Genomic DNA, 21,825 nt, shown 5'->3' on the forward strand with positions numbered 1-21,825 from the left:
GTGCGACTAGATTCGGTACGACTCAGTCATTATCGCAACTATGAGTCGCTGGAATTGTTCTTTTCTGAAAAGACGAACGTCTTAATCGGGGAAAATGCTCAAGGCAAGACGAACTTGCTCGAAGCGATCCACGTATTGGCGCTCGCGAAATCGCACCGGACGACACACGATAAGGAACTGATCCAGTGGGATGCGGAAGCAGCGCGCGTCGAAGGACGTGTCATGAAGCGGATGGGTCCCCATTCGCAGGAAATCCAGATTTCGAGTCGTGGGAAGAAGGCGAAGCTCAATCATCTCGAACAGCGGCGCCTCAGTGATTATATCGGGGCGCTCAATATCGTGTTGTTCGCACCAGAGGATTTGCACATCGTCAAAGGCAGTCCACAAGTACGGCGTCGCTTTTTAGATATGGAGATTGGTCAAGTCAGTCCGGTCTACCTGCATGAATTAAGTCAATACCTGAAAGTGTTGAAACAACGAAATGCGTTGTTAAAGCAGTTGTCAATTAAAGGGGGGGACGAGACGTTCCTCGACATTTTGACGGAACAGATGATTACGCTTGCCGTTAAAATCGTTCAACGCCGTCATCATTTCATTGCCCAGCTCGAAAAGTGGGCGCGACCGATTCATGATGGAATCAGTCGTGGACAGGAAGAACTCGTTCTACGCTATCGATCCGATACATTTAGTGATGATTCGCTGGATGTCGAAGGAATGACTGCTTCTTATACGCAGAAGTTTGGTAAAATAAAAGAAAATGAAATTAGACGAGGCGTGACGTTATTTGGTCCACACCGTGATGACTTCGAAATGGAGGTCAATGGACGAAATGTCCAGACATACGGTTCACAAGGACAGCAACGGACGGCTGCGCTCTCGTTGAAGCTAGCAGAGATTGAGTTGATTCATGAGGAGGTCGGGGAATACCCGCTACTTCTTCTAGACGATGTGTTATCGGAACTCGATGATCATCGTCAAACCCATTTACTCGATACGATGCAACAAAAGGTTCAGACGATCCTGACGACGACGAGTGTCGAGGGAATCGCACATGAAACGATTAGACAAGCGAAGTTGTTCCACGTGAAACAAGGAGCAGTTATTTTGGAAGAGACATCCTATAAAGAAACAGTAGGTGAGAAAACCGATGAGTAATCATGAAGATATGGAATTGGAACAAGGGTACGGTGCCGATCAGATTCAGGTACTTGAAGGTCTTGAAGCCGTTCGAAAACGTCCAGGTATGTATATTGGATCAACCGCGTCGAAAGGGCTCCACCATTTAGTTTGGGAAATCGTCGATAACTCGATTGATGAAGCACTGGCTGGATACTGTGACACGATTAAAGTCACGATTGAACCAGGGAACTCGATTCTAGTTGAGGATAACGGTCGGGGGATTCCGATTGATATTCAAGAAAAAATGGGACGTCCTGCAGTCGAAGTCATTTTAACGGTCCTCCATGCCGGCGGTAAGTTTGGTGGCGGAGGCTACAAAGTATCAGGTGGTCTTCACGGTGTCGGGGCTTCGGTCGTCAATGCGTTGTCGACGAAGCTTGAAGTATTCGTTAAGCGGAACGAGAAGCTCTATTATCAATCGTATCATCGTGGTGTTCCAACACAAGATCTCGAAATCATCGGGACTTCAGAAGAGACAGGGACAATGATTCGTTTCTTCCCGGACAGTGAAATCTTCCAGGAAACACTCGAATACGATTACGATTTACTTGCGACACGTTTACGTGAACTCGCTTTCTTGAATAAAGGTCTGAACATCGTCATTACGGACGATCGTGCAGAAGAACCGATTACGCGGCACTTCCATTACGAAGGTGGAATCAAGTCGTACGTTGAACACTTGAACCGCTCGAAAGAAGTTGTTCACCCGGAACCGGTCTACGTCCACGGAACGAAGGATGGCATCGAAGTCGAAGTTGCGCTTCAATACAACGATGGCTTTGCAGCCAACATCTATTCGTTTACGAACAACATTCCGACGCATGAAGGTGGTACGCATGAAACGGGCTTTAAGACGGCGTTGACGCGTGTCATCAATGACTATGCGAAGAAGTTCGGTTTGATGAAAGAAGCAGACGGTACGTTGTCTGGGGAAGACGTCCGTGAAGGAATGACGGCAATCGTCTCGATCAAACACCCGAACCCCCAATTCGAAGGACAAACGAAAACGAAGCTCGGTAACTCGGATGCTCGAACAGCGACCGATACGTTATTCTCTTCCATCTTTGAACAGTTCATGATGGAAAACCCGTCGAATGCTCGTGCAATCGTCGAAAAAGGAATGATGGCCTCGCGTGCCCGGATGGCAGCGAAACGCGCGCGTGAATTGACACGTCGTAAAGGTGTCCTTGAAGTAAGTTCACTTCCTGGTAAATTGGCCGACTGTTCATCGCGGGATGCAACGATTTCAGAAATTTATATCGTTGAGGGTGACTCAGCGGGTGGTTCTGCGAAATCAGGTCGTGACCGTCACTTCCAAGCGATTTTACCGATCCGTGGTAAAATTTTGAACGTTGAAAAAGCCCGTCTCGATAAAATTCTCGGCAGTAACGAGATCCGGACGATCATTACCGCACTCGGAACGAGTATCGGTTCAGAATTCAACATCGAAAAAGCACGGTATCATAAAGTCATCATCATGACCGATGCCGACGTCGATGGTGCCCACATCCGGACACTCCTGTTGACGTTCTTCTACCGTTATATGCGTCCGCTCGTCGAGCATGGTTATGTCTATATCGCACAACCGCCGCTATACGGAATCAAGCAAGGGAAAAACATCACGTATGTGCATAACGAACGTGAGCTGAACGAGGCCTTAGCCGCACTTCCAGAAAACGCGCGTTACGACATTCAGCGTTATAAAGGTCTCGGTGAGATGGATCCAGAGCAACTTTGGGAAACGACGATGGATCCGAGTGGTCGTCAAATGCTTCGGGTTGAACTTCAAGATGCCATCGAAGCGGATGAAGTATTCGATATCTTGATGGGAGATCAGGTAGAACCACGTCGTGACTTTATCCAGTCGCACGCGCATTACGTGAAGAACTTGGATATTTAACGTTGAATAGAGAGGGTGGCCAGACGAATGTCCGATCAACAAGGAATCATTAAAGATATAAATATTAGTCAAGAAATGCGTACATCCTTCATGGATTACGCGATGAGCGTCATCGTCGCACGTGCACTTCCTGACGTACGTGACGGTCTGAAGCCAGGACATCGTCGTATTCTTTATGCGATGAACGATCTCGGTATCCGCGCAGATAAGCCACATAAAAAATCTGCCCGTATCGTCGGTGAAGTTATCGGTAAGTACCACCCACACGGTGATTCTGCTGTTTACGACACGATGGTTCGGATGGCACAGGACTTCAGCTACCGGTATGAGCTCGTGGATGGACACGGAAACTTCGGTTCTGTCGACGGCGACTCTGCCGCTGCGATGCGATATACGGAAGCCCGTATGTCAAAAATCGCGATGGAAATCGTTCGCGATATCAATAAAAATACCGTTGATTTCAAAGATAACTATGATGGATCAGAGCGCGAACCAGAAGTCTTACCGTCGCGTTTTCCAAACTTGCTCGTCAATGGATCAAGCGGGATTGCGGTCGGGATGGCAACAAACATTCCGCCGCACCAATTAGGTGAAGTCATCGATGGCGTACTTGCGCTAACGCATAACCCGGAGATTACGATTTCCGAGTTGATGCAACACATTCCAGGTCCTGATTTCCCGACAGCCGGTGAAATCTTAGGTCGGAGCGGGATTCGCCGTGCCTATGAAACGGGACGTGGGTCAATCATCGTTCGTGCGAAAGCAGAAATCGAACAAGCTAAAAAAGACCGCGAACGGATCATCGTGACGGAACTGCCATATCAAGTCAACAAGGCGCGTCTCGTAGAAAAAATCGCCGATCTCGTCCGTGAGAAGAAAATTGAAGGCATTACGGACTTACGTGACGAATCCGATCGTCGTGGTATGCGGATCGTCATGGAAATTCGTCGTGATGCGAACGCAAGTGTCATCCTAAATAACTTATATAAACAGACATCGATGCAAACGACGTTTGGTGTCAACATGCTTGCGATCGTGGGTGGTCGTCCGAAAACGCTGACACTCAAAGAGATGCTCTATCATTACCTCGAGCACCAAAAAGAAATCGTCCGTCGCCGGACACAGTTCGACCTTGAGAAGGCGGAAGCACGGGAACATCTTCTTGCGGGTCTTCGCATCGCACTCGATCACTTGGATGAAGTCATCAAAATCATCCGAGCGAACCGAACGGCTGATGCGGCACGCGAACAGTTGATGGATCGGTTTGCTTTGTCTGAGAAACAATCGCAAGCGATTCTTGATATGCGTCTTCAACGTCTAACAGGACTCGAACGTGAGAAAATCGATGCTGAATATGATGAAATCATGCAGCTGATCACGGAACTCAAAAAAATTCTCGAAAGCGATGAAGAATTGCTTGAATTGATTCGGACGGAACTCGAAGAAGTGAAAGAACGCTTCAACGACAAACGCCGGACTGAAATTCGGATGGACCACATCGAATTCGAAGATGAAGATTTGATTCCTGAAAAAGATATCATCATCACATTGACGAGCAGTGGATACATTAAACGTCTCACGACGGATTCGTATCGTGCACAACGTCGTGGTGGTCGTGGTGTCCAAGGAATCGGTACGAATGATGCGGATTATGTAACACGTCTCTTATCGTGTTCGACGCATGATACGATCCTGTTCTTTACAAACCGCGGGAAAGTCTACCGCATCCGTGGGTATGAAGTACCTGAGATGAGCCGGACTTCAAAAGGTGTGCCGATCATCAACCTGATTCAGATTGAACGCGGTGAAAAGGTCGAGACGATGATTCCAGTTAACTTTAAACGATACCTGGAAGAGCAAAATGTCGTCGAAGAATCCATCATCGAAGCGACAATCGAATCGGATGACGACGTAGCACCGGAAGAAGAAGCGGAAGAGATACTTGATGCAGAAGAAGTCATGCAGGATGAGCAAAAATCATTAATCTTCATGACACGTAAAGGACGCGTTAAACGTTCGCCACTCTCTGCTTATGCCCGGATTAATAAAAACGGTCTGATTGCGATTCGTCTGTTCGAAGACGACGAATTGACATCTGTCCGTCTCGCATCGACAGACGATGAAGTCTTTACCGTTTCAAACCGTGGTAAGGCGATTCGTTTCCCGATCACAAACGTTCGTTCAATGGGACGTGGTGCGCGTGGTGTCAAAGCGATGAAACTAGCAGAAGAAGATATCGTCATCGGCATGGAGCTTGCGCGTGACGAACAAGATGTCCTCGTCATCACGGAAAAAGGATTCGGGAAGCGGACACCAATGACTGAGTTCCGAAGCCAGACGCGTGGTGGTAAAGGATTGATTGCAAGTAAAGTGAACGACCGGATTGGTCAAATCGCTGCCCTACGGATTGTTGACGTCGATGACGACATCATGATCATGACAGAAGGCGGAATCGTCATCCGGACCGATTCACAAAATATTTCACGTGTCGGACGTAACACACAAGGTGTCAAAGTCATCCGGATTGAAGAAGGTGACCGTGTCGCTACCGTCGCGAAACTGAAAAAAGAAGAAAACGAAGAAGCGATCGTTGATGAGCTGTCGACTGTCGTGGATGAAGAAAACGTTTCTCCGGTTGTTGAAGCAGAAACAGTAATCGAAGAAACAGAAGAATAACATCAGTATGGAATAAAGAGGTACAGCAGAGTCGGACGGTAGATGTCCCTACTCTGCTGTTTTTCTACAAATAAAACTGATGAGAGAAAGGGACGAGGTAAGATGCGTATCGCAAGCGAGCGACTCATCATCGGCGACCGGGTAACGGAGTCAGTCTTTTTACATACCGATATACCGATTGTCGAAGCTGGAAAAAAACTAGGGACAGACGAACTAAGACGCCTGAAACGGTTTTTGATTAAGGAAATCGATATTGAGGAACGACCAGAAGGTCTAGTCGAAGAAAGTCAACAAGAGATGGTTCGTCTTCAAGAAGTAAGCGAAAATCCATTCGAAGAACTTGTTGATTCCTATAATCAAGTCTTCACCTCATGGGAACAAGGTTTCACCCCGAATACATATGAAGCTTTGAAATGGGTTAAAAACTCGATGCCAGACACAGTTCGTCGGGAAGACATTTTACCGTTTTTCCTTGAACGGGGAACGGAAGCATATACAGTTCGCCATGCGGTTTATCGAGGGGCACTCGCTCAGCTGTTAGCGGAAGCAGTCAGAAAAGAACGAAAGATGATTCAAGACTTATGGACAGCCTCTTACTTTGCAGACTATGGACTCGCACGCATCATGGAGTGGCGACATACAAAACGATATGAAGCAATGCAACAAGAGATTTTCCATCGACATCCGGCGATGGCTTATCAAGCCTTACAAAACGATACGGTCATTTCAGATACGGTCAAACGTTTAATCGTCCAACACCATGAACGTCTAGACGGATCCGGTTACCCATTAAAAGCCACGGGTGATAAAATCATGGATCATACACGTCTTTTCATCGTAGCAGATGTTTTTGCGGCAATGACAAGCTGGCGTCCATACCGAGAGGCTTATACGGCATACGATGCATACGTTCACCTAAAAGCGCGGCCGATGCAGTACGATTCGAAGTACGTTACATTACTCGGACAACTTCTATTGCCGATTGGAATCGGAGATCGTGTTTTGATGAGTAACGGAAAAATTGCAACTGTCGTGCGGAAGAATGTCATCTTTGATCGTCCTGTCATCGTCTATGATGAGCAGAACCAGCAAGTCGTGAAAGACTTAATGGAAGACCGGCAGTTGAACATTATGCAGCTGATGGATTAAAGCAGACTTACTATATAGAAGAAACGCGTAGTTTAATCAGTCTGTAGATCAACTTTTATGAAGAGGGAAACATTTAGGTGGATCTGCTAGGAATAGGTTAGTTTTCTGTTTGAGCCGTATGTGACAGGTGTCCTAAAAAAGGTGAATGCTAAAAGTCGAAAGGTACGGCTCAAAAACAGGAAGACGTGGCAAAAGCCACTTATACCAACAAAAAATGAAAGTCTAGTCAAAAGTTATAAAACAATTTTTTATGAAATTAAAATTAATTATCAAAAATGCTTGCACAATAATAAATCGCATGGTATATTATTTCATGTCCTAAAGAGGACGCACGCTTGAAACGAACGAAAAAACTTCTTTTAAAAAGTTGTTGACTTATCGTTCCAGACTTGGTATTCTAATTGAGTCGCCAAAACAGGCGCGGACGAACTTTGAAAACTGAACGATGAGGCAAAAAACGTATCTTCGGATACAAACAATGAATGAAGCGCAAGCTTCGTCAACGTGACTTTTAGTCACAAAAACGAGCAAGTCAAACACTTTATGGAGATGATATGCTCCCCAAAAAGTAGACAGTTGAAATAAGAAAAACTGTTTACTTTTGAAAGGAGCTTTTTTCTATGTCCAAATTCAAGCGTTCCGCTAGTGAGAAACTATATGCCATCCAAACTTATGAAGAAGGAGTGTCCACGTTGTGGGAAGTCGCAAGACTCTTCGGGGTCACACAATCGACCCTACTCAGATGGAGACAGATGTATCGTCAAGGCGGTATCTCAGCTTTGGAGAAACGGTCGGTATGCACGAAGTATTCCAATGAGTTTAAAGAGCGAGCCGTACGCGACGTGCTAGAAAAAGGTGAGCCCGTCATGGACGTCATCATAAAATTAAACATCTCCAGTGCAAGCGTACTCAGACGTTGGATTTCAAACTATAATGGTCGTAGTGAAGACACACTACTAAAGGAGCGATTCGCTATGACCAGAGGAAGAATCACGACATTCGAAGAACGCGTTAGTATAGTCAGCGACTGTCTTAAAAATGGAAAGAAGTATAAAGAAACTGCGAAGACCCACCGGGTCTCCTACCAACAAATCTACAAGTGGGTTCAAAAGTATGAAAAGAATGGGATTGACGGACTGATGGATAGCCGTGGACGTACGAAACCGTTTGAGGAACTGACGGACGTGGAACGCCTCTCCATCGAGATGAAAAAGATTGAGCAAGAGAACGAGCTTCTTCGAATGGAAAATGAGTTCTTAAAAAAGCTAGAGGAGTTCGAAAGGGGGAGAGGTTAGACCAAGTCCGAAATTTGGATAAGTACAAGGCTATACAATCGTTGGCGGACCAGTTCGGCTATTCGATTGTCGCCCTCTGTCGTTTTGCGGACGTATCCCGTGCTGCCTATTATAAATGGTTAAATCGTGTACCGACGGTACGCGAAGAAGAGAACATCATGATCATTGAAGAGCTGACATCTATTCATGAGTCGGTAGATGGAGTCTATGGATGTGAACGAATGGTCTTGAATCTAGATCGCCAATTTAACAGAACGGTTAATCATAAACGGGTTCGTCGCTTGATGCGAATCGCCGGCATTCGTTGCGTCATTCGTCGAACACGACCGAAATATATGAGAACTATACCCGGACAAACGGCAGAAAATCTTCTGAATCGTGAATTCCATGCGGAAAAACCGAATCAGAAATGGTTAACAGATATCACGGAATTCAAATACGGCACCTCAAAAAAGGCTTATTTAAGTGCAATTCTCGATTTGTATGATGGATCAATTCGTTCATTTGTGCTAAGTCGTTCGAATAACAGTCAGCTCGTCTTTGATACGCTAAAACTCGCCTTGGATGATGATCCTGGTAGTTTCCCTCTTCTTCATAGTGACCGTGGGTTTCAATATACGTCAAATGCCTTTCATCATATGACTCAACAAGCTGGGATCACACAAAGCATGTCCCGTGCCGGTAAATGCATCGATAATGGTCCAATCGAATCTTTTTGGGGAGCGCTAAAGTGTGAAAGCTACTATCTTCATACATTCGAGGAGTTCGATGAACTCCACGATGCAATCCGACGCTACATTCGATTTTATAATGAGCTGCGGTATCAAAAACGATTAAACGGCTTAAGTCCGCTGGAATTCAGGGCTCAAGCCGTTTAAAAAATTTATATTATTTGACCTGTCTACTTGACGGGGAGCAGTTCATTTTTTTTTAAAGCGATGTTGCTGTTTTGTTTTATCCCTTTAAGATAGTAGCTGCTTTCTTTTCTGCTGTTTCTTCATCCGACCAATCCATCTCAGACAGCATACTCGCTTGAACCTTTTCGATCTGTTCACGTGTATAGCCGAGTTGCGCCATTGCGATGATGGCATAAGCTATCGCTTGATTATTATTCATGACCATTCCTCCATCTCACCTATATTGTCAGTTTTATCCTGCTCCTTTATAGTACTTGATTTTAAAAGGGAATAAGATGTATTTTTAGCGACTTCGGAAATCCTGTTCGGGTACTTTAAAGTGACGTGTCACAATCTTTCTCACTTTTTCTAAGTCGCGGTCTTCCGTCGAAATCATCTCGTCATACCATGCGTTCTCAAGTACTTGCTCTGTCTCTTTGCTGACGACCTCTGTTTTAAGGATATGATGTAACGGGCTACTGGCTTCCTCAAGACCCTGGAAGTGTTGACTGATCGGTTCTTCTCCAGGAATAACCAATGTATAGGCAATCGTCTCGTGTTCGTCGAAGTCACGGTCATTGGCTTTCGCGAACGGTTCGAAGAAGTCTGTCGACCCATGGACGAGCATCATCGGTTCGTCAAACGTTGATAGGTCTTGCTGCGTGTCCTGCTTGGCGATGCTCGTCAAGTAAGCTCCGACATTCTCCGGTGTGTGCTGCATGATCCGCTCGAGTCGTTCGGCTAATGGCATCCTTTGATCTGTAATTTGTGCAACGTTCTCTATATGTTCGATCATCTTGAGAGGCGATGCTTCCCGTTCAAGTACTTGTTCGTGCTCGAGCGAAGTATGGATTTCGCGGATGAAGTGACCAGATGTCTGATGGACTTCGTACAACAAGTCTTCTTTATCGCGTAAGTCTTTCCCTTGTGTCCAACTGGCGAGGTACGATAACGAAAACTCATCTGTCGGAAAATCAAAATGAGCTGCAACCGTGTAGGCGACCATCTCCGCTTGGAATTCCTTCTCGTGCGGATTCAACTCGATTCCACGCTCTTCGTTTCGTTCTGTGTTATGCAGATTCGCATGCGCGAGTTCATGGATCATGACGGTGACATTCTCGATGTCCGAGTTCCGTGGATTCAGGGCAATCGCGTTTAAATCTGGATAGAAGCATCCCTTCGCTGTACCAAGCTCATTCAACGGTTTATCAAGTAACGTCACGTCTTGTGTCTCAGCAATCCCGTTCAACGCACGGCGAAATGATTCTGCTTCACGAATTGAACCGTTCCGATGATACGAAGCAAACAGCTCGGAGACTTCGAGACCCTTCTCACGAGCATCGGTCTGCGTGTACTCAAAGACATGACCGATCTTGTAATACATTGCTTTGCGTATCGGAAGAGCACCTTCCTTCGCACGTTTTTGCTCTGTCTTCGTCGCGTCCTTCCATGAAACCCAATCCTTTTCTCGTTTAATGAAGGTGACAGGGGAGGGCACGAAAATCTTGATGCCTTTCTCTCCTTTTTGGACCTGGACACCTTGCTTTTCCCAATACGCATAAGAACCGACAGCATGTGCGCCTTGGAACTGTTCCTCTATCAGTAACATGTTCCGAGTCGAGTAGCGATGGAACCGGCTCATGAAGTTGAGATGTTCCTTGATGCTCTCCTGACTGACGAAGTGAGAAGCGAGCTGCGTCTCCATCTTGTCGGTCAACGCTTGTACTTCCTTCTGATAATCCTCACGTGTTTTCTTCTTATATGCCATGTGTCTCACGCTCCTTCAGACGAAACGGATGAATCAGCAGCACCTTCAAAGTCGTTCAACTCTTCTAAAACCATCGGGTCGGTAGCAAGTCGATCCAGTAGTAGATGACGACGATCACGTGATACCGGTAGCAACAACAGAGGCTCTTCTTGCAGGATCGCAAGGAACGAATATTCGTCATATGAGACAGGGATGTCGTATCGCGCTTGATGAATCAAGACTGTGACGTGGGTCGGTTGCAGTTCGAGAAACGTTGCGAGTGTGAAAGCTTCTAGTCGTCTCATTTGTGGGTCATCCTTTCCTCATCGGAATGCTTATGCTGCTTTCGTTGTTCGATCCGTGATTTGACGGCCGTCTCCGCTGTCTCAAGGAACGAAGGACGGTATTCGGTCGTCGGGATGATATCCTCGATACTCTCCGTCTGCATCAAGGCTTGTACCAGTTCGATCAATACCTGTGTCTGGAGGTCCGTCTGGTGGACGCTCTTTCGTAACGGAGAGAGACTTTTTGTGATTTGTTCTTCCCAGAACGTGGTCAACTCTTGTTCGATCTGTTTTGATACGGAACGATTGATATAGTTCAAATCCCATTGCTTCTTGATCATCTCTTGATAGTCGCGGATGATGTGATCGATTGCCGGACCGATTCCTGACAGTCGTTCTCTCTCACGATACTCCTCTAAAAATTCAGCGGTTACGGCACTCAGCCGGATCCGGACTTGCTTCGTCTCTTCCATCCCATTTCACCTTACCTTTCATGTTGGACTTCCTGTTCGAGTTGTTCAAAAGCATGCTGGTTCTTGATGTGGTCCCACTCATCATTCATGTGTCGTCCGATCCGATAAAGCGTCTCTTGCATGATCCGTTCACGTCGAAACGCTGACCGGATTCTTTGTTTGGGTGAGGATGCAGCTTTCTTCGCAAGCTTCTGAGGTGGCTTGGACGACTCACGCATCTCGGACAGGACGGCATTTCCCATCCGTGTGTAGAGATCCTGTTCTTTCGTCTTTCGATAAGCCGATGCTTGGGATGCCGATCCATAACTTCGCTCGTAGAATGCGACCTCGGTATCGAGTTGTTGTTTAAACTCGCTGTGCTCTTTCTCGAAGTAGGTCGCAAGATACGTGTCGGTAAATTGATTGAGTGAAGGACGCAGTTCGTGCATGCCGTTCATGTTGTAATACCACTGCCGCTTGTCGTCCGGTAATTGTTTCTGAATCGTTTTGTACTGCCGAACGAGTTCCGGATGCAGGATTCGATTCGAAGCGGACGTCGTCGAACGATTTCGTTTGTGGGCTAGGACTTCTTCCCGGATGAAGGTATTCAGTTTCTCTTGTTCACGTGTTCGATCGGCAAGGGTATGGACGACTTGTGCCTTCATCTTCTCGATCGTTTTCGGTTTGCGCTTGCCCCGTTCGCGCGGATGAACCGTCTCGACCGTCGCAACATGGACATGAATGTTATCCGTGTTGTAATGGATCGCAGCAGTCCATGTCGCATGCAGCATCTGTTCCTTTTCGATCATCAAATTGGTGGCATTCCTTGTCGCCTGCATCAAACGTTGCTCATCGATGTAGTGATTTTCTTTGACACCGACTTCTTGTAACCAGGTTTCGTCGAAAGAGATGACATCTTGCCACAGGATGCTGCCGTTCTCTTGTGCCCGTCGAAAGACTTCACGCAATTGCTCTCGTTCAATCGCACTCAATCGGTCTTGCGTCGCTGTGAACAGACCGCTCGATTTCAGTTCATCCTCCATATAATCGTGATAGTTCTCAAACTGTTGCGACCGTGCTTTCGTCTCCGGTCGATCGATGTAACTGAGGTACGTCGTATAGCGACGCGCACGTCGGATTGTTTGAGGGAGTTTGAACTTCGACTTGATGATGACACCAGGAACGTTAGTCATCCTGCATCACCTCACGAAAGAGTTTGGTCAATTGTTCAAGTTCTGTTGCACTCCGCTTTAGGTGTAACGTGTTCGCTTCGAGTTGTCGTTCGAGGCGCGCAACCTGTGTCGACTGGATGCCGTCTACGCACCAAGTAGTCAGTAATCCTTTCAATAATTCTTGTCGGGAACACATCTGTTTCTCCGCCTGCTCGTCGAGTTGTTTGACGAATACGGAGTCGATGTCGCGAATCAAGAGATCCATCTCTTTACCTCCTTCCTTTAGGAAAGTAAGTCTCGGCTTTCTAAAAAAATGAAATTCTTTCCGAACAATTCGACCGTTCTTCCTGTCATTAGAAGTGAGAAAGGTAATACTACCCAGACGAAGAACGGAGGGAACTACATGCAGTCAATCATCGAACATAGTTATACACTCGGAGAAGCCTTGATCGTCTCCTTGATCATCGAACTCCTGAAAAACATGTATTCGAGAACGCGCACACGTGAATCTGATTCACCAAATATGAGTGACGTCCATTAATCGAATAAAGATCAGATAAGAGTGAATTAAGAAAAATTTCCATTTGTTGAAACCTCGCTCTCCCAAATCATGTATAAGGATGAAAGGGGGAATTGAGGATGACGGTTTGGACACTCGCTTTGTTCGGATTAGCCTGTAGCTTCGGTTCGTTTTATGTCATGTTTAAAGTATTTGAGACGTTTAAAAATTAATCATGGAGCGAATTCAACGAGCTGCGATGCTCGTTTTTTTATTCAATCAAACAGAAAAAATGAGTTGTCTCCAATCAAAACTTAGAAACCGTAGAAACAGAGATGGACCTAAAACCGTGAAAAAAGAGCATAAGGGGAAACTGCTATCACGAAGCGTGCTAGCCTAGGCGGAGCCTAGTGTTTCCCTGATATCATCAAAATCGCAAAAAGGTCACACCGCGTGCCACTAAAAACGGTATTTTGGCACGGCGTGTGCCACCTTACCATTTCAGTTCACGTGCTTTAATGCGTAGTTGATCTTGTCTTTTTTCTTCTTGCGTGAGTTGTTTTTTCAATTCCGTTTGTCGTAACAGTGCGTCCTCTTTATCCTGCTTCAGATTGAAAATCTCGTCCTCACGTTCGACTTGTTCATCGAGTGTCAGGTCGGGTAAGGTGGCTTGTTTCGTCTCGATATCCTGTTCGATTTTCTGGATGAGAGAAGCTTGCTCCATCTGTTCGCGCTTCATTTTCTTGATCCGTTTTTGACTTTGCACGTGCTCGTCAGCGAGAAAAAGTTGTGCATAATCGTTCGCTTGTTGAGTAGAAAGTGATGTCCTTAAGACACGTCGCTGATCCATATAAAGTGATTCGACGAGCGCCTCTTCTCTCTTTGTAGCACTCAGCTTCTCGAGTGACTGTTGAGATTCAATGACATATAAGCGAAGGGCTAGCTGATCAAAGTCGCGCGGTACATCTTCGATTTCGAAGACATAGTGCTCGTCCTGGTGGTAGACGATGTGGACGCGCTTCTCATCCGTCGGTTGTTCCTTGTAAGCGACGTGCGCGACAAGTTTCGTCGCGTAGTCTTGGGGTTGATCGAACTGGAGGCGGACACGCATCTGTTTCCGCTCCTCATCATGCGACCAGTCAAGAAGCGTGACGGTCTGACCATTCGTCAATCGTTGTTCTTCACCAATCGGCGTCGCATTGATCGGTTGTTCTTCAGCAAAGAAGAGTGAAGAGAAACCGAAAAACAGAAAGCCGATTAAGAAAAACATCCCTGTTCCGAGATACAAGCGAGACCAGTCACGGGTCAACGTCTTTCGTTTTCCTGTCTGCATTTAAACACCCCCTGACGACTTGAGACTCTTCATTTGGTCGACGATGTAACGACTATCTTGGTTCGTAAACGTCAGTTCGACCAGCTCATCGGATGTCTCTTCATAACCGTTTGAATCGATTGTTAACGTCCGTTTGAAGCGGACAAGGCAATGTTTCGGATCGTCACGGTTCAGAAAGACTTCGATCTCAGAAACGGAAGCAGTGAACTTGTCATCGCTTCCGCTACTCGCGAACACCGTCCGTTTGAGGGACTCCGACATATACTGACCGGCTTGACGTTTGCGTGTCGGATAGGTTCCGTCTTCCCATGTGAAGGCGAACGTGATGAAGCGTTCTGCGGTCTTAGAAATGGTCGAGTTCTGTTCTTGCTCTTGTTTGTCAGTCGAGATGGGTGGATCTGACACCGTCGTTTTTGGTAACACATTCTTCTCAGCTTTCTCTTCGATTCGATGCGGTCTATCTGATGCCATTGAACGATATTGATAGACATTGGCACTGATCGATAGCAGCAGACAGAACAACACGAGCCACAGGAGATGACGACTCGTCAATGCCATGGTGCATCCCTCCTTATAGCGAAAACAGTGGTGCCGGATCGATGTGTCCAGACCAGTCGCTGGTTTTGAATTCGATATGCAGATGGTTGCCCGTCGATCGACCGGTCGATCCACATATCCCGATTGCTTGACCGGCTTCAATCTTCTGACCCGTCTTGACTTGGCGCGCGGAAAGGTGGGCGTAGGCAGTGATCCATTCTCCTTGTTTGATCTGGATGAGCTGCCCATAAGGTCCGCGTAAGCCGCTATACGTGACGGTACCGGAGCGGACGGCGTGGACGGTATCGGTATCGTGACAACTGAAGTCGATGCCCGTATGAACGTCCGTCTTTCCGAAAACGACCCGTGATCCGAATCCCGACGTCATCTGAAGCGGGATGTCGAGGGGCGCATGAAGCTTCCCTTTGATCGGTCCCGTCTTGCCTTCTGCCAGTACCGTCGGCGTCAGATACCGGAGGACGGCATCGACATATTCGATGTCACCGTAACAGGCTTGATGCTCGATCGCGCTCGGACGATGACATTGATAGATGCCACTTTTCTTGACGCGTTGGTACATCATCTGTGAAAAAGAGATTGCAAGTTTTTTCGTATAGCGTCCACCTTTTTCTTGGACGTAATCAATGAAGCCGCTCCCGAAGTTGTAACTCTGGAGCGTCAACTTGACGTCTTGGTTCGCTTGTCGGAAGACGGATGCGAAGTGTTTCACCCCATAACGAATGCTCTCATCGGGAGAGGTGATGCAGCCGATCAGTCCGCACTTTGATTCACTGGCTTGCATCGGATCATTCCCACGTCCACCGCTTTCCTGCATCATCAAGGCGAGGACGACGTTCGTCTGTGCCTCGAGTTGTTGCTTCTTTAATTCGCGTGCGATTGTCTCGCGATATTGTAAGACGTCATCACTGACTTGTAGACTCGCGTCCGAATAAGCAATCGGTGTCTCGGTCGCCTGATCGTTCTCGATCTCGGTCAACGCATCGAGAATGCCTGCGACGATGATAATCAGAAGCAACAATAGTAGCGCGATACCAAGCGCAATCAAACGATATTTCAAGGTCAAGAGTCGCCACTTCATCCGGACGGCGACGCATGCCGATTGCCGGACCGTACTCCACATCAGGCACCACCTCCGAACAAGGTCAGCTCCTCGGGTGAGACATCGACATCGAAGATCAACGTCTTCACACCGGAGATACTAAGGACAATTCGACCAGTTTCGAGCGACGGAATCAACCGCGTCTCACTCTCGGTCAGTTGTCCGTCGAAGACGGTCTGGATCGTCGGGATGCTCTCGGCATCCTGCTCGCCGATGAACTTATACTGCGTCAGCTGGAACAGGGTCTTGACGTTCTCGGCGTTCTCCGACTTCGAACCGGTCGGAACAAAGTCCGTAATCAAATGGGAAGCGAAGAAGATGCCGCCGAAGTATTTCCGCGCTTCGCGCATGAACTGTTGCAGGTATAGAATCGCCGGTTGCGCAATATCGCGCGTGTTGATTAAGTGATGAGCCTCATCGATGACGATCAGATACTTGAAGGCATCCTCAATCAACAACTCGCCCTGGTTGTAGCTCCGAAGTTGCCCGGCACCGTTGAGGATCATCCCGTCCCAGAGCATGTTCATCAGGTTGAAGACCTGTGCCTGAAAGATTTCGTCCTTTAAGTTCGTCAGGTTGCGTAAGGGAAACGAGACAATCGCTTCCTCATCGAACCGCTCGATCGAGGAATGTCCGTCAAAGATGTTGCCGTAGTTATGGACGAGGTTCGTGATTGCGAGTTCGATGTTCTCGAGCCGTCTGACACGGTTCGTGCTGATGGTCTCGCGGATCGATGTCCGCATTGCGTCCGTATACAATTCGGAGCGAACCAGCGCTAAGAAGTCGGAGAAAACAGGATAGGTGTTCGCTGGATGCGTCGTGATTGGGGCGTCACCGTCCTCATTCCAGAGTCCCTTTTCCAGATAGAGCTGACGGAGCAGAATCTCGAACTCGTTCGCTTCTTCCTGTGAGGCTGCCGGATTGATGTAATGATAGAAGACAGCAATCTTCGACAGGTGTTGCATGAACGAGAGGGCTTCGTCTGCGGCTCCATCGGCATGTGTCACCGTCTTATAGACATGGAGTGGGTTGATTCGTCCAGCGGAACCGTCGAGTGCGATCTCTTTTCCGCCGAGTTGCCGCACGAGGTCGGAGAACTCCCCTGTCACGTCCAAAATCCGGACGTGATTGCCTTTGATCGCTTGATCGAGGACCGTCTTCTTGAGCAGTGTCGACTTCCCGGAACCCATCTTCCCAATCATCAAGGCGTTATAAAACTTCCGTTGCTTATCCTTATGGAACAGATCGAAGATGACACTCCCGTTCGTGTCGGTCGTCCCGTAGTAGGTCCCAGTCGGATCCTGTAGCGACGTGAAGTGGAACGGATAACCACCCGCGATCGAGAGCGATGGAATCTCTTTCCCACGACGGCGGTTTGGTAGCTTTTGCTGTTGCTCATAGCTGAGGAAGAGGCTCTGCCATTCCCACTCCTGTTCGTTGAGGAAGACAGTAGCACGGAAGTTCCGCGCTTCCAGTTCCTCCATCACGTCCTGGACTTGTCGTTCGAGTGCGTTGAGTGTCTTCGCTTTGACGTAGAGTCGGAGGTGCAGATACTTCATCGTTTCGCCCTGCGTGATCTGTTCGTAGAGTTCGTTCAGTTCCTTATACGTCTCGCGCGCATCAATCCGGTCGACATTATCTTTCGCATTCTCGAAGCGCGTATTCTGCTCGGCCATCGACTTGTTGATTGTCCGGATCATCTCTCGCTTGTCCGCCGTCCCGATGTCGAGCGTCGTCAGGACACCGGGCAGGTTAAGGATTGGCTCGAGCCAAAAATCATAGACGGTCGACTGATACTTATAGACATGGAGGCAGGCGAGATAACCGTCACCGGTCCGGACATAGTTCGGTTCGAAGCGGAGTCCGCCTTGCGGCTGGATCGCTTGGACGAATGTCGGATTGTAGCCGTCCTGTTGTTTAATTGTCTCAGGATCCTGCTTTCGTAGAAAACGTGTACGCCACATGACGTCATCACTCCTTTCCGTCCTGGGTCGGTTTCGTATTCGGGTTGTGCAGTTGGAACAATACATGGATTTTCTGCTCGATCGTCAGTTCGACCATCGGGTTGCTACGTCGAAGGAGTTTCGTCAATTGATGCTTCCGTTCCCGGAGCATTGCCTCGTCCGGCGCATAAAAAAAGAGGAGATAATCGCGATTCGTGCGATGCTCCTCAAGGTAGATCAGTTCTTGTTTCTTCTTTTGAAGAAACGGACGATAGGCGGCAATCTGATTCTGCCGCAGCTGTCGCTCGATTCGTTGTTTCTGTTTTTCTAGATTAAGCGGTGTATTGAGCGGGATCACCTTCAATGGATGGATATATGCCTGTAAGAGATAGGCGAGGGAGAAGATATCATGGTCCTTCTCCGTCTCAGATAGTCCGTAAATATCCTTTGAAGTCAGTTGAATGATGTCGCAAAACGTCCCGTCCTGCATCTCGAGAACATCGAGCGCCGTTGAGTCGATAATCGGCAAAATGGAGGCGACAGACGGCGGGATGCGGACACGCTTCTCCTTGCGTGTTGGTGGTGTCGTCAACTGAACCTCGTCGAGCCATGCGATATCGGTCATGGGACTTGTTTTCAATCGTGTATCTTCCGATAAACTCATCTGATCACGCTCCTTTCGAAGATTCATTCCGGTCGGCCAACGCCATATAGGTGTCTTTCTTCTTGATCAGTGCGTAATAGAGCACGTGGACCATCCGCTTTTCCGGATTCGTTGTCGGTCGGATGACGAGAAAGAGTCCGAAGCCGACGAGGAAGCACGTGAATGGGAGATGCAAGACGTACGGAATGAACGGCAGGGCGATCAACCGGACGATGATCAAGGCGACGAGAAACAGTAAATCATAGAGGTAGAGCATCTTATTGATTTTCAGTTCGGTCGTGACTTCTTTCGGAATCCGGTATTGGCGCTGTTGCATATTCTCACTCCTTTTTCGGATCTGGACGCGGAATATCTGTCGAGTACATCCGGGACGATTCCTGCGTCACGCGCGTCTGGGCTTGTTCGACATGCTTGAGTTCTTTTTGTGTCGTGGTCTCGAGTGTCTGATAGATTGATTTTCGCTGACGTTGCGTTCCGGATGATGTCTCCTGCGATGATTCACTGATGGATGGTGATCCACTGGAAGAGTTAGATGATGTGACGTTCGGTAACACATTCTCTGTTGTTTCCACAGAATGAGCGGACGCACTAGTAGTCGTTTTGTCGAATGGTGTCGAATTCGCTGAAGAAGTAACAGAATTGCGATTTACTTCGGAAGTCTGTGGAGACTGTGTGACCTGATGAGATGTCGTAGGCATTTCAGGCGCTTCGAGCTCCTCAGGTAAAGTAACCTGTTGTTCATTCGACGACATATTGGACATCTTCGGTTGCGTAGCAGGTATTGTCGATTGCGAAGTCGATGGCACAGGTTTTGCTTGTGAGTCAGAGTCTGGACGATGTGGAATGGATTCCGGTGATGCTGCCGCAGTCTGAGCCTCTTGCGCCGTACCATGCATTGACATCTCAACTGACTCGATTTGTTGATTCTCTGGTTCTGCTGGACGAGATGTCCGCTCTTGTGCTTGTGATGGATTCTGAACAATTTCAGGCGAACGATCTGGACGACTCGCGGGTGTACCGCCATTCGGTGGCGGATTCGGTGGCAATTTCGTACTCGCTGCTTCCGATACAGAAGGAGTGGAAGGGTGTGATGCCATCTTCATCGTCTGACCGGCGACACGAGCGCCCGCTTTCGCTGTTCCTTTCCCGACAGCATACGCACCGAGTGCGACACCCCAACCACGCTTCAGACCGGCATCAATCCCGAAGAGACGTTCGACCATGTTTGGTCCATCAATCAAAGCGGCAGAGAAGGCAATCAACGCAATCAAATAAGCGAGTCCGTCCAGTGTATCGGCCAGGTATGCCGTTCCAATCGTATAGAGTTTGATCGAAACGAAGATCAGAATGATGACGAGAAAGGTGTTCAAGATGCTTTGAATGACCTTCTTCGTCTTTTGTCCGCTGTGTAGATCAGCAGGTGCTATCAAAATCGCCAAGACATAATTAAAAGCCAACTCGAACGAGAGTCGAGCCAGCTTATAGGCAATCGAGAAGAGAGTAAAGCCCATCACTCCAAGTGTGACGAGGATTGTCAGCCAGTTCGGGTGATACCGATAGTAATATTGATTGTTCCATTCAACGCCACTTTGATCTAATTCAATTTCAGTCATTTCTTTCCCATTCCAAGCTAGCTTGTTTTGTGAAATGTCTTCACCTTCTTTACTCAATCGGTACTCATCGCTATCAAATACATCATTGATGTCTATATTCTTAATTTGACTTGCTGGAATGGAGTTCGTTTTTTTAATTTTCGTATCTTCGAAAGCGGTTTTATCATACTCGACTAAATCATGTACATTTTTTTGAAGCACTGATTGTGATAAAGTATGATCCTGATTTTCATACATGCCATCTTGATTGAAGCTTGTAATGGCAGTGTCCGTAAATTCACTTGTTTTTACCATCGTAGGAGACAGTAACCCTAAAACTAACAGCGTGATGAACAGATTAATTAAAAAGCCTTCTCGATCAAATTTTTTCTGAAAAATCATCAAGTAACCGGTAAATAAAAAGCTACCAGCTAAAATAACATATAAAAATGGTTGAATCGTCTGAACGAATTCAACCACTTGAGGATTATTAAAGAATGTTTTTAGGAGAAGTATGTCATTCGTAATCTGTTCAAGACCATCGATGATGAAGGAGAGACCTCTAACGAAAAGCCAACCAACAGAACGAAGCGCATCGCTTACCAAATCACTGATGCTTAATAAGTCTTGAAATTCTTCTAGTTTGGATGCTACATCTCCATTAGCCATGATGGCCCTCCTTTCTCTGCCTATTTAATCAATGAAAGAAGTTACTTCATCTTCGAGCGTGTTATCACTTAACGTCGTAAGGTCTAGAGAACTGACGAATTTACCATCCTGCAACTTATAAAGGCGACCACCCTTTAATTCCCCATGATCATCTGTTGCACGATCTTCTAAGTCTTTCCCGTTAGGTTGAAAAGGATTAAACAATTTTACTTGTACTTCCTCCTTTTCGGCGACTTCTTTCACTTTATCTACATAAGACTCAAATTCTGCTTTGCTGTCGCTATCGACAAGTATGAACTCATTTTTATTACTGTCTTTCAACTGATCTATTTCTTTTACAGAGACTTGTTTAAAAGACTTCGCTTCACTCTTTTCACTACAACCGACTAAAAGTAACGCAGAGGAAATCAATAGTCCGGAGAGTACTCGTTTCGTTTGCATGCCTCCACCCCTTTTCCTATGATGACACTTGTTCCGGACCTGTCAGGTCATCATTGCTGACGTGGACCCGGAAATCGAATGTGTCTATAAGCGTAACAGTTTTTCGGTCGCCTGAGTCTGGGTCTTCTTCCTCAAATACGACTAAAAAGCCATCTTGGGTCTGGATGTTTAAAACTTCACCACGACGGAGGCGCTTCTTGTTCTCCTTGATGATGGTCGCGATGACCCGGAGTTCGCGCTGGACGCGTTCGGTGCGTGTCAGTTCTGTCATATGATG

The 21,825-nt window shown here is 47.2% G+C and carries 22 protein-coding genes; 7 read left to right on the forward strand and 15 right to left on the reverse strand.

The genetic code is table 11. The features are described from left to right. The 6 genes from recF (at position 1) to A0126_RS19580 (ending at position 9,077) form a co-directional block, all read left to right on the forward strand. Entirely contained in the window at positions 1-1,155 is a 1,155-nt protein-coding gene (gene recF, locus A0126_RS14975) for a DNA replication/repair protein RecF (RefSeq protein ID WP_029332175.1), read from the forward strand. Positions 1,156-1,165: 10 nt separating this feature from the next. After that, a complete protein-coding gene (gene gyrB / locus A0126_RS14980) occupies positions 1,166-3,079 on the forward strand; it encodes a DNA topoisomerase (ATP-hydrolyzing) subunit B (protein ID WP_204251446.1) in 1,914 nt (637 codons plus the stop codon). A 27-nt stretch (positions 3,080-3,106) separates the two neighbouring features. Continuing rightward, positions 3,107-5,755, forward strand: coding sequence for a DNA gyrase subunit A (gene gyrA / locus A0126_RS14985; RefSeq protein WP_088838308.1), 2,649 nt, complete (start codon positions 3,107-3,109; stop codon positions 5,753-5,755). 102 nt (positions 5,756-5,857) lie between these two features. Further along, positions 5,858-6,904, forward strand: coding sequence for an HD-GYP domain-containing protein (locus A0126_RS14990; protein WP_088838309.1), 1,047 nt, complete (start codon positions 5,858-5,860; stop codon positions 6,902-6,904). A gap of 620 nt (positions 6,905-7,524) precedes the next feature. After that, on the forward strand, positions 7,525-8,199 hold the full coding sequence (locus A0126_RS19575; RefSeq protein WP_029330182.1) for a helix-turn-helix domain-containing protein: 675 nt from the start codon (positions 7,525-7,527) through the stop codon (positions 8,197-8,199). Between the two features lie 14 nt (positions 8,200-8,213). Further along, positions 8,214-9,077 carry an IS3 family transposase gene (locus A0126_RS19580; protein WP_235195150.1) on the forward strand — a complete coding sequence of 288 codons (864 nt, stop codon included), beginning with the start codon at positions 8,214-8,216 and terminating at the stop codon, positions 9,075-9,077. 76 nt (positions 9,078-9,153) lie between these two features. Here A0126_RS19580 and A0126_RS19205 read toward each other — a convergent pair whose 3' ends face one another. From A0126_RS19205 to A0126_RS15020, 6 genes are all read right to left on the reverse strand, one after another. Beyond that, the gene (locus A0126_RS19205; protein WP_157898505.1) at positions 9,154-9,315 is read right to left on the reverse strand and encodes a hypothetical protein; all 162 of its coding nucleotides are present in this window, start codon (positions 9,313-9,315) and stop codon (positions 9,154-9,156) included. An 84-nt stretch (positions 9,316-9,399) separates the two neighbouring features. Then, a complete protein-coding gene (locus A0126_RS15000) occupies positions 9,400-10,863 on the reverse strand; it encodes an ArdC-like ssDNA-binding domain-containing protein (RefSeq protein WP_088838310.1) in 1,464 nt (487 codons plus the stop codon). 5 nt (positions 10,864-10,868) lie between these two features. Beyond that, entirely contained in the window at positions 10,869-11,147 is a 279-nt protein-coding gene (locus tag A0126_RS15005; RefSeq protein ID WP_088838311.1) for a hypothetical protein, read from the reverse strand. Beyond that, positions 11,144-11,599 (reverse strand): hypothetical protein, encoded by a 456-nt coding sequence (locus tag A0126_RS15010; RefSeq protein WP_088838312.1) that lies wholly within the window; start codon positions 11,597-11,599, stop codon positions 11,144-11,146. The genes A0126_RS15005 and A0126_RS15010 overlap by 4 nt, the downstream gene beginning before the upstream one ends. An 11-nt stretch (positions 11,600-11,610) precedes the next feature. Further along, the gene (mobP2, locus tag A0126_RS15015) at positions 11,611-12,771 is read right to left on the reverse strand and encodes a MobP2 family relaxase (RefSeq protein ID WP_088838313.1); all 1,161 of its coding nucleotides are present in this window, start codon (positions 12,769-12,771) and stop codon (positions 11,611-11,613) included. Beyond that, on the reverse strand, positions 12,764-13,015 hold the full coding sequence (locus tag A0126_RS15020) for a hypothetical protein (protein WP_035413937.1): 252 nt from the start codon (positions 13,013-13,015) through the stop codon (positions 12,764-12,766). The genes mobP2 and A0126_RS15020 overlap by 8 nt, the downstream gene beginning before the upstream one ends. Before the next feature lie 138 nt (positions 13,016-13,153). Between A0126_RS15020 and A0126_RS19210 the strand changes: the two genes are divergently transcribed. Then, a complete protein-coding gene (locus tag A0126_RS19210; protein WP_156508413.1) occupies positions 13,154-13,291 on the forward strand; it encodes a hypothetical protein in 138 nt (45 codons plus the stop codon). A 451-nt stretch (positions 13,292-13,742) separates the two neighbouring features. On the opposite strand, the gene A0126_RS15025 is transcribed toward A0126_RS19210, so the two are convergent. Genes A0126_RS15025 through A0126_RS15065 form a run of 9 tightly spaced genes read right to left on the reverse strand, consistent with a single transcriptional unit; the run spans position 13,743 to position 21,819 of the window. After that, positions 13,743-14,582, reverse strand: a complete 840-nt coding sequence (locus tag A0126_RS15025; protein WP_088838314.1) for a hypothetical protein — start codon at positions 14,580-14,582, stop codon at positions 13,743-13,745. Then, a complete protein-coding gene (locus A0126_RS15030) occupies positions 14,583-15,140 on the reverse strand; it encodes a hypothetical protein (RefSeq protein WP_088838315.1) in 558 nt (185 codons plus the stop codon). Between the two features lie 13 nt (positions 15,141-15,153). Continuing rightward, positions 15,154-16,260: a lysozyme family protein gene (locus A0126_RS15035; RefSeq protein ID WP_157898506.1), complete on the reverse strand. Its 1,107-nt coding sequence runs from the start codon at positions 16,258-16,260 to the stop codon at positions 15,154-15,156. Then, entirely contained in the window at positions 16,260-18,203 is a 1,944-nt protein-coding gene (locus tag A0126_RS15040; RefSeq protein ID WP_088838316.1) for a VirB4 family type IV secretion system protein, read from the reverse strand. Before A0126_RS15040 ends, A0126_RS15035 begins: the two co-directional genes overlap by 1 nt. A gap of 7 nt (positions 18,204-18,210) precedes the next feature. Then, on the reverse strand, positions 18,211-18,846 hold the full coding sequence (locus A0126_RS15045; RefSeq protein ID WP_088838317.1) for a hypothetical protein: 636 nt from the start codon (positions 18,844-18,846) through the stop codon (positions 18,211-18,213). A gap of 4 nt (positions 18,847-18,850) precedes the next feature. Next, positions 18,851-19,162 (reverse strand): DUF5592 family protein, encoded by a 312-nt coding sequence (locus A0126_RS15050; protein WP_088838318.1) that lies wholly within the window; start codon positions 19,160-19,162, stop codon positions 18,851-18,853. Between the two features lie 4 nt (positions 19,163-19,166). Beyond that, positions 19,167-21,107, reverse strand: a complete 1,941-nt coding sequence (locus tag A0126_RS15055) for a pLS20_p028 family conjugation system transmembrane protein (RefSeq protein WP_088838319.1) — start codon at positions 21,105-21,107, stop codon at positions 19,167-19,169. Positions 21,108-21,131: 24 nt separating this feature from the next. Further along, positions 21,132-21,548, reverse strand: coding sequence for a hypothetical protein (locus A0126_RS15060; protein ID WP_088838320.1), 417 nt, complete (start codon positions 21,546-21,548; stop codon positions 21,132-21,134). Positions 21,549-21,564: 16 nt separating this feature from the next. Then, entirely contained in the window at positions 21,565-21,819 is a 255-nt protein-coding gene (locus tag A0126_RS15065) for a hypothetical protein (RefSeq protein ID WP_088838321.1), read from the reverse strand. Positions 21,820-21,825 lie beyond the last annotated feature (6 nt).

The organism is Exiguobacterium sp. N4-1P, assembly GCF_002214325.1.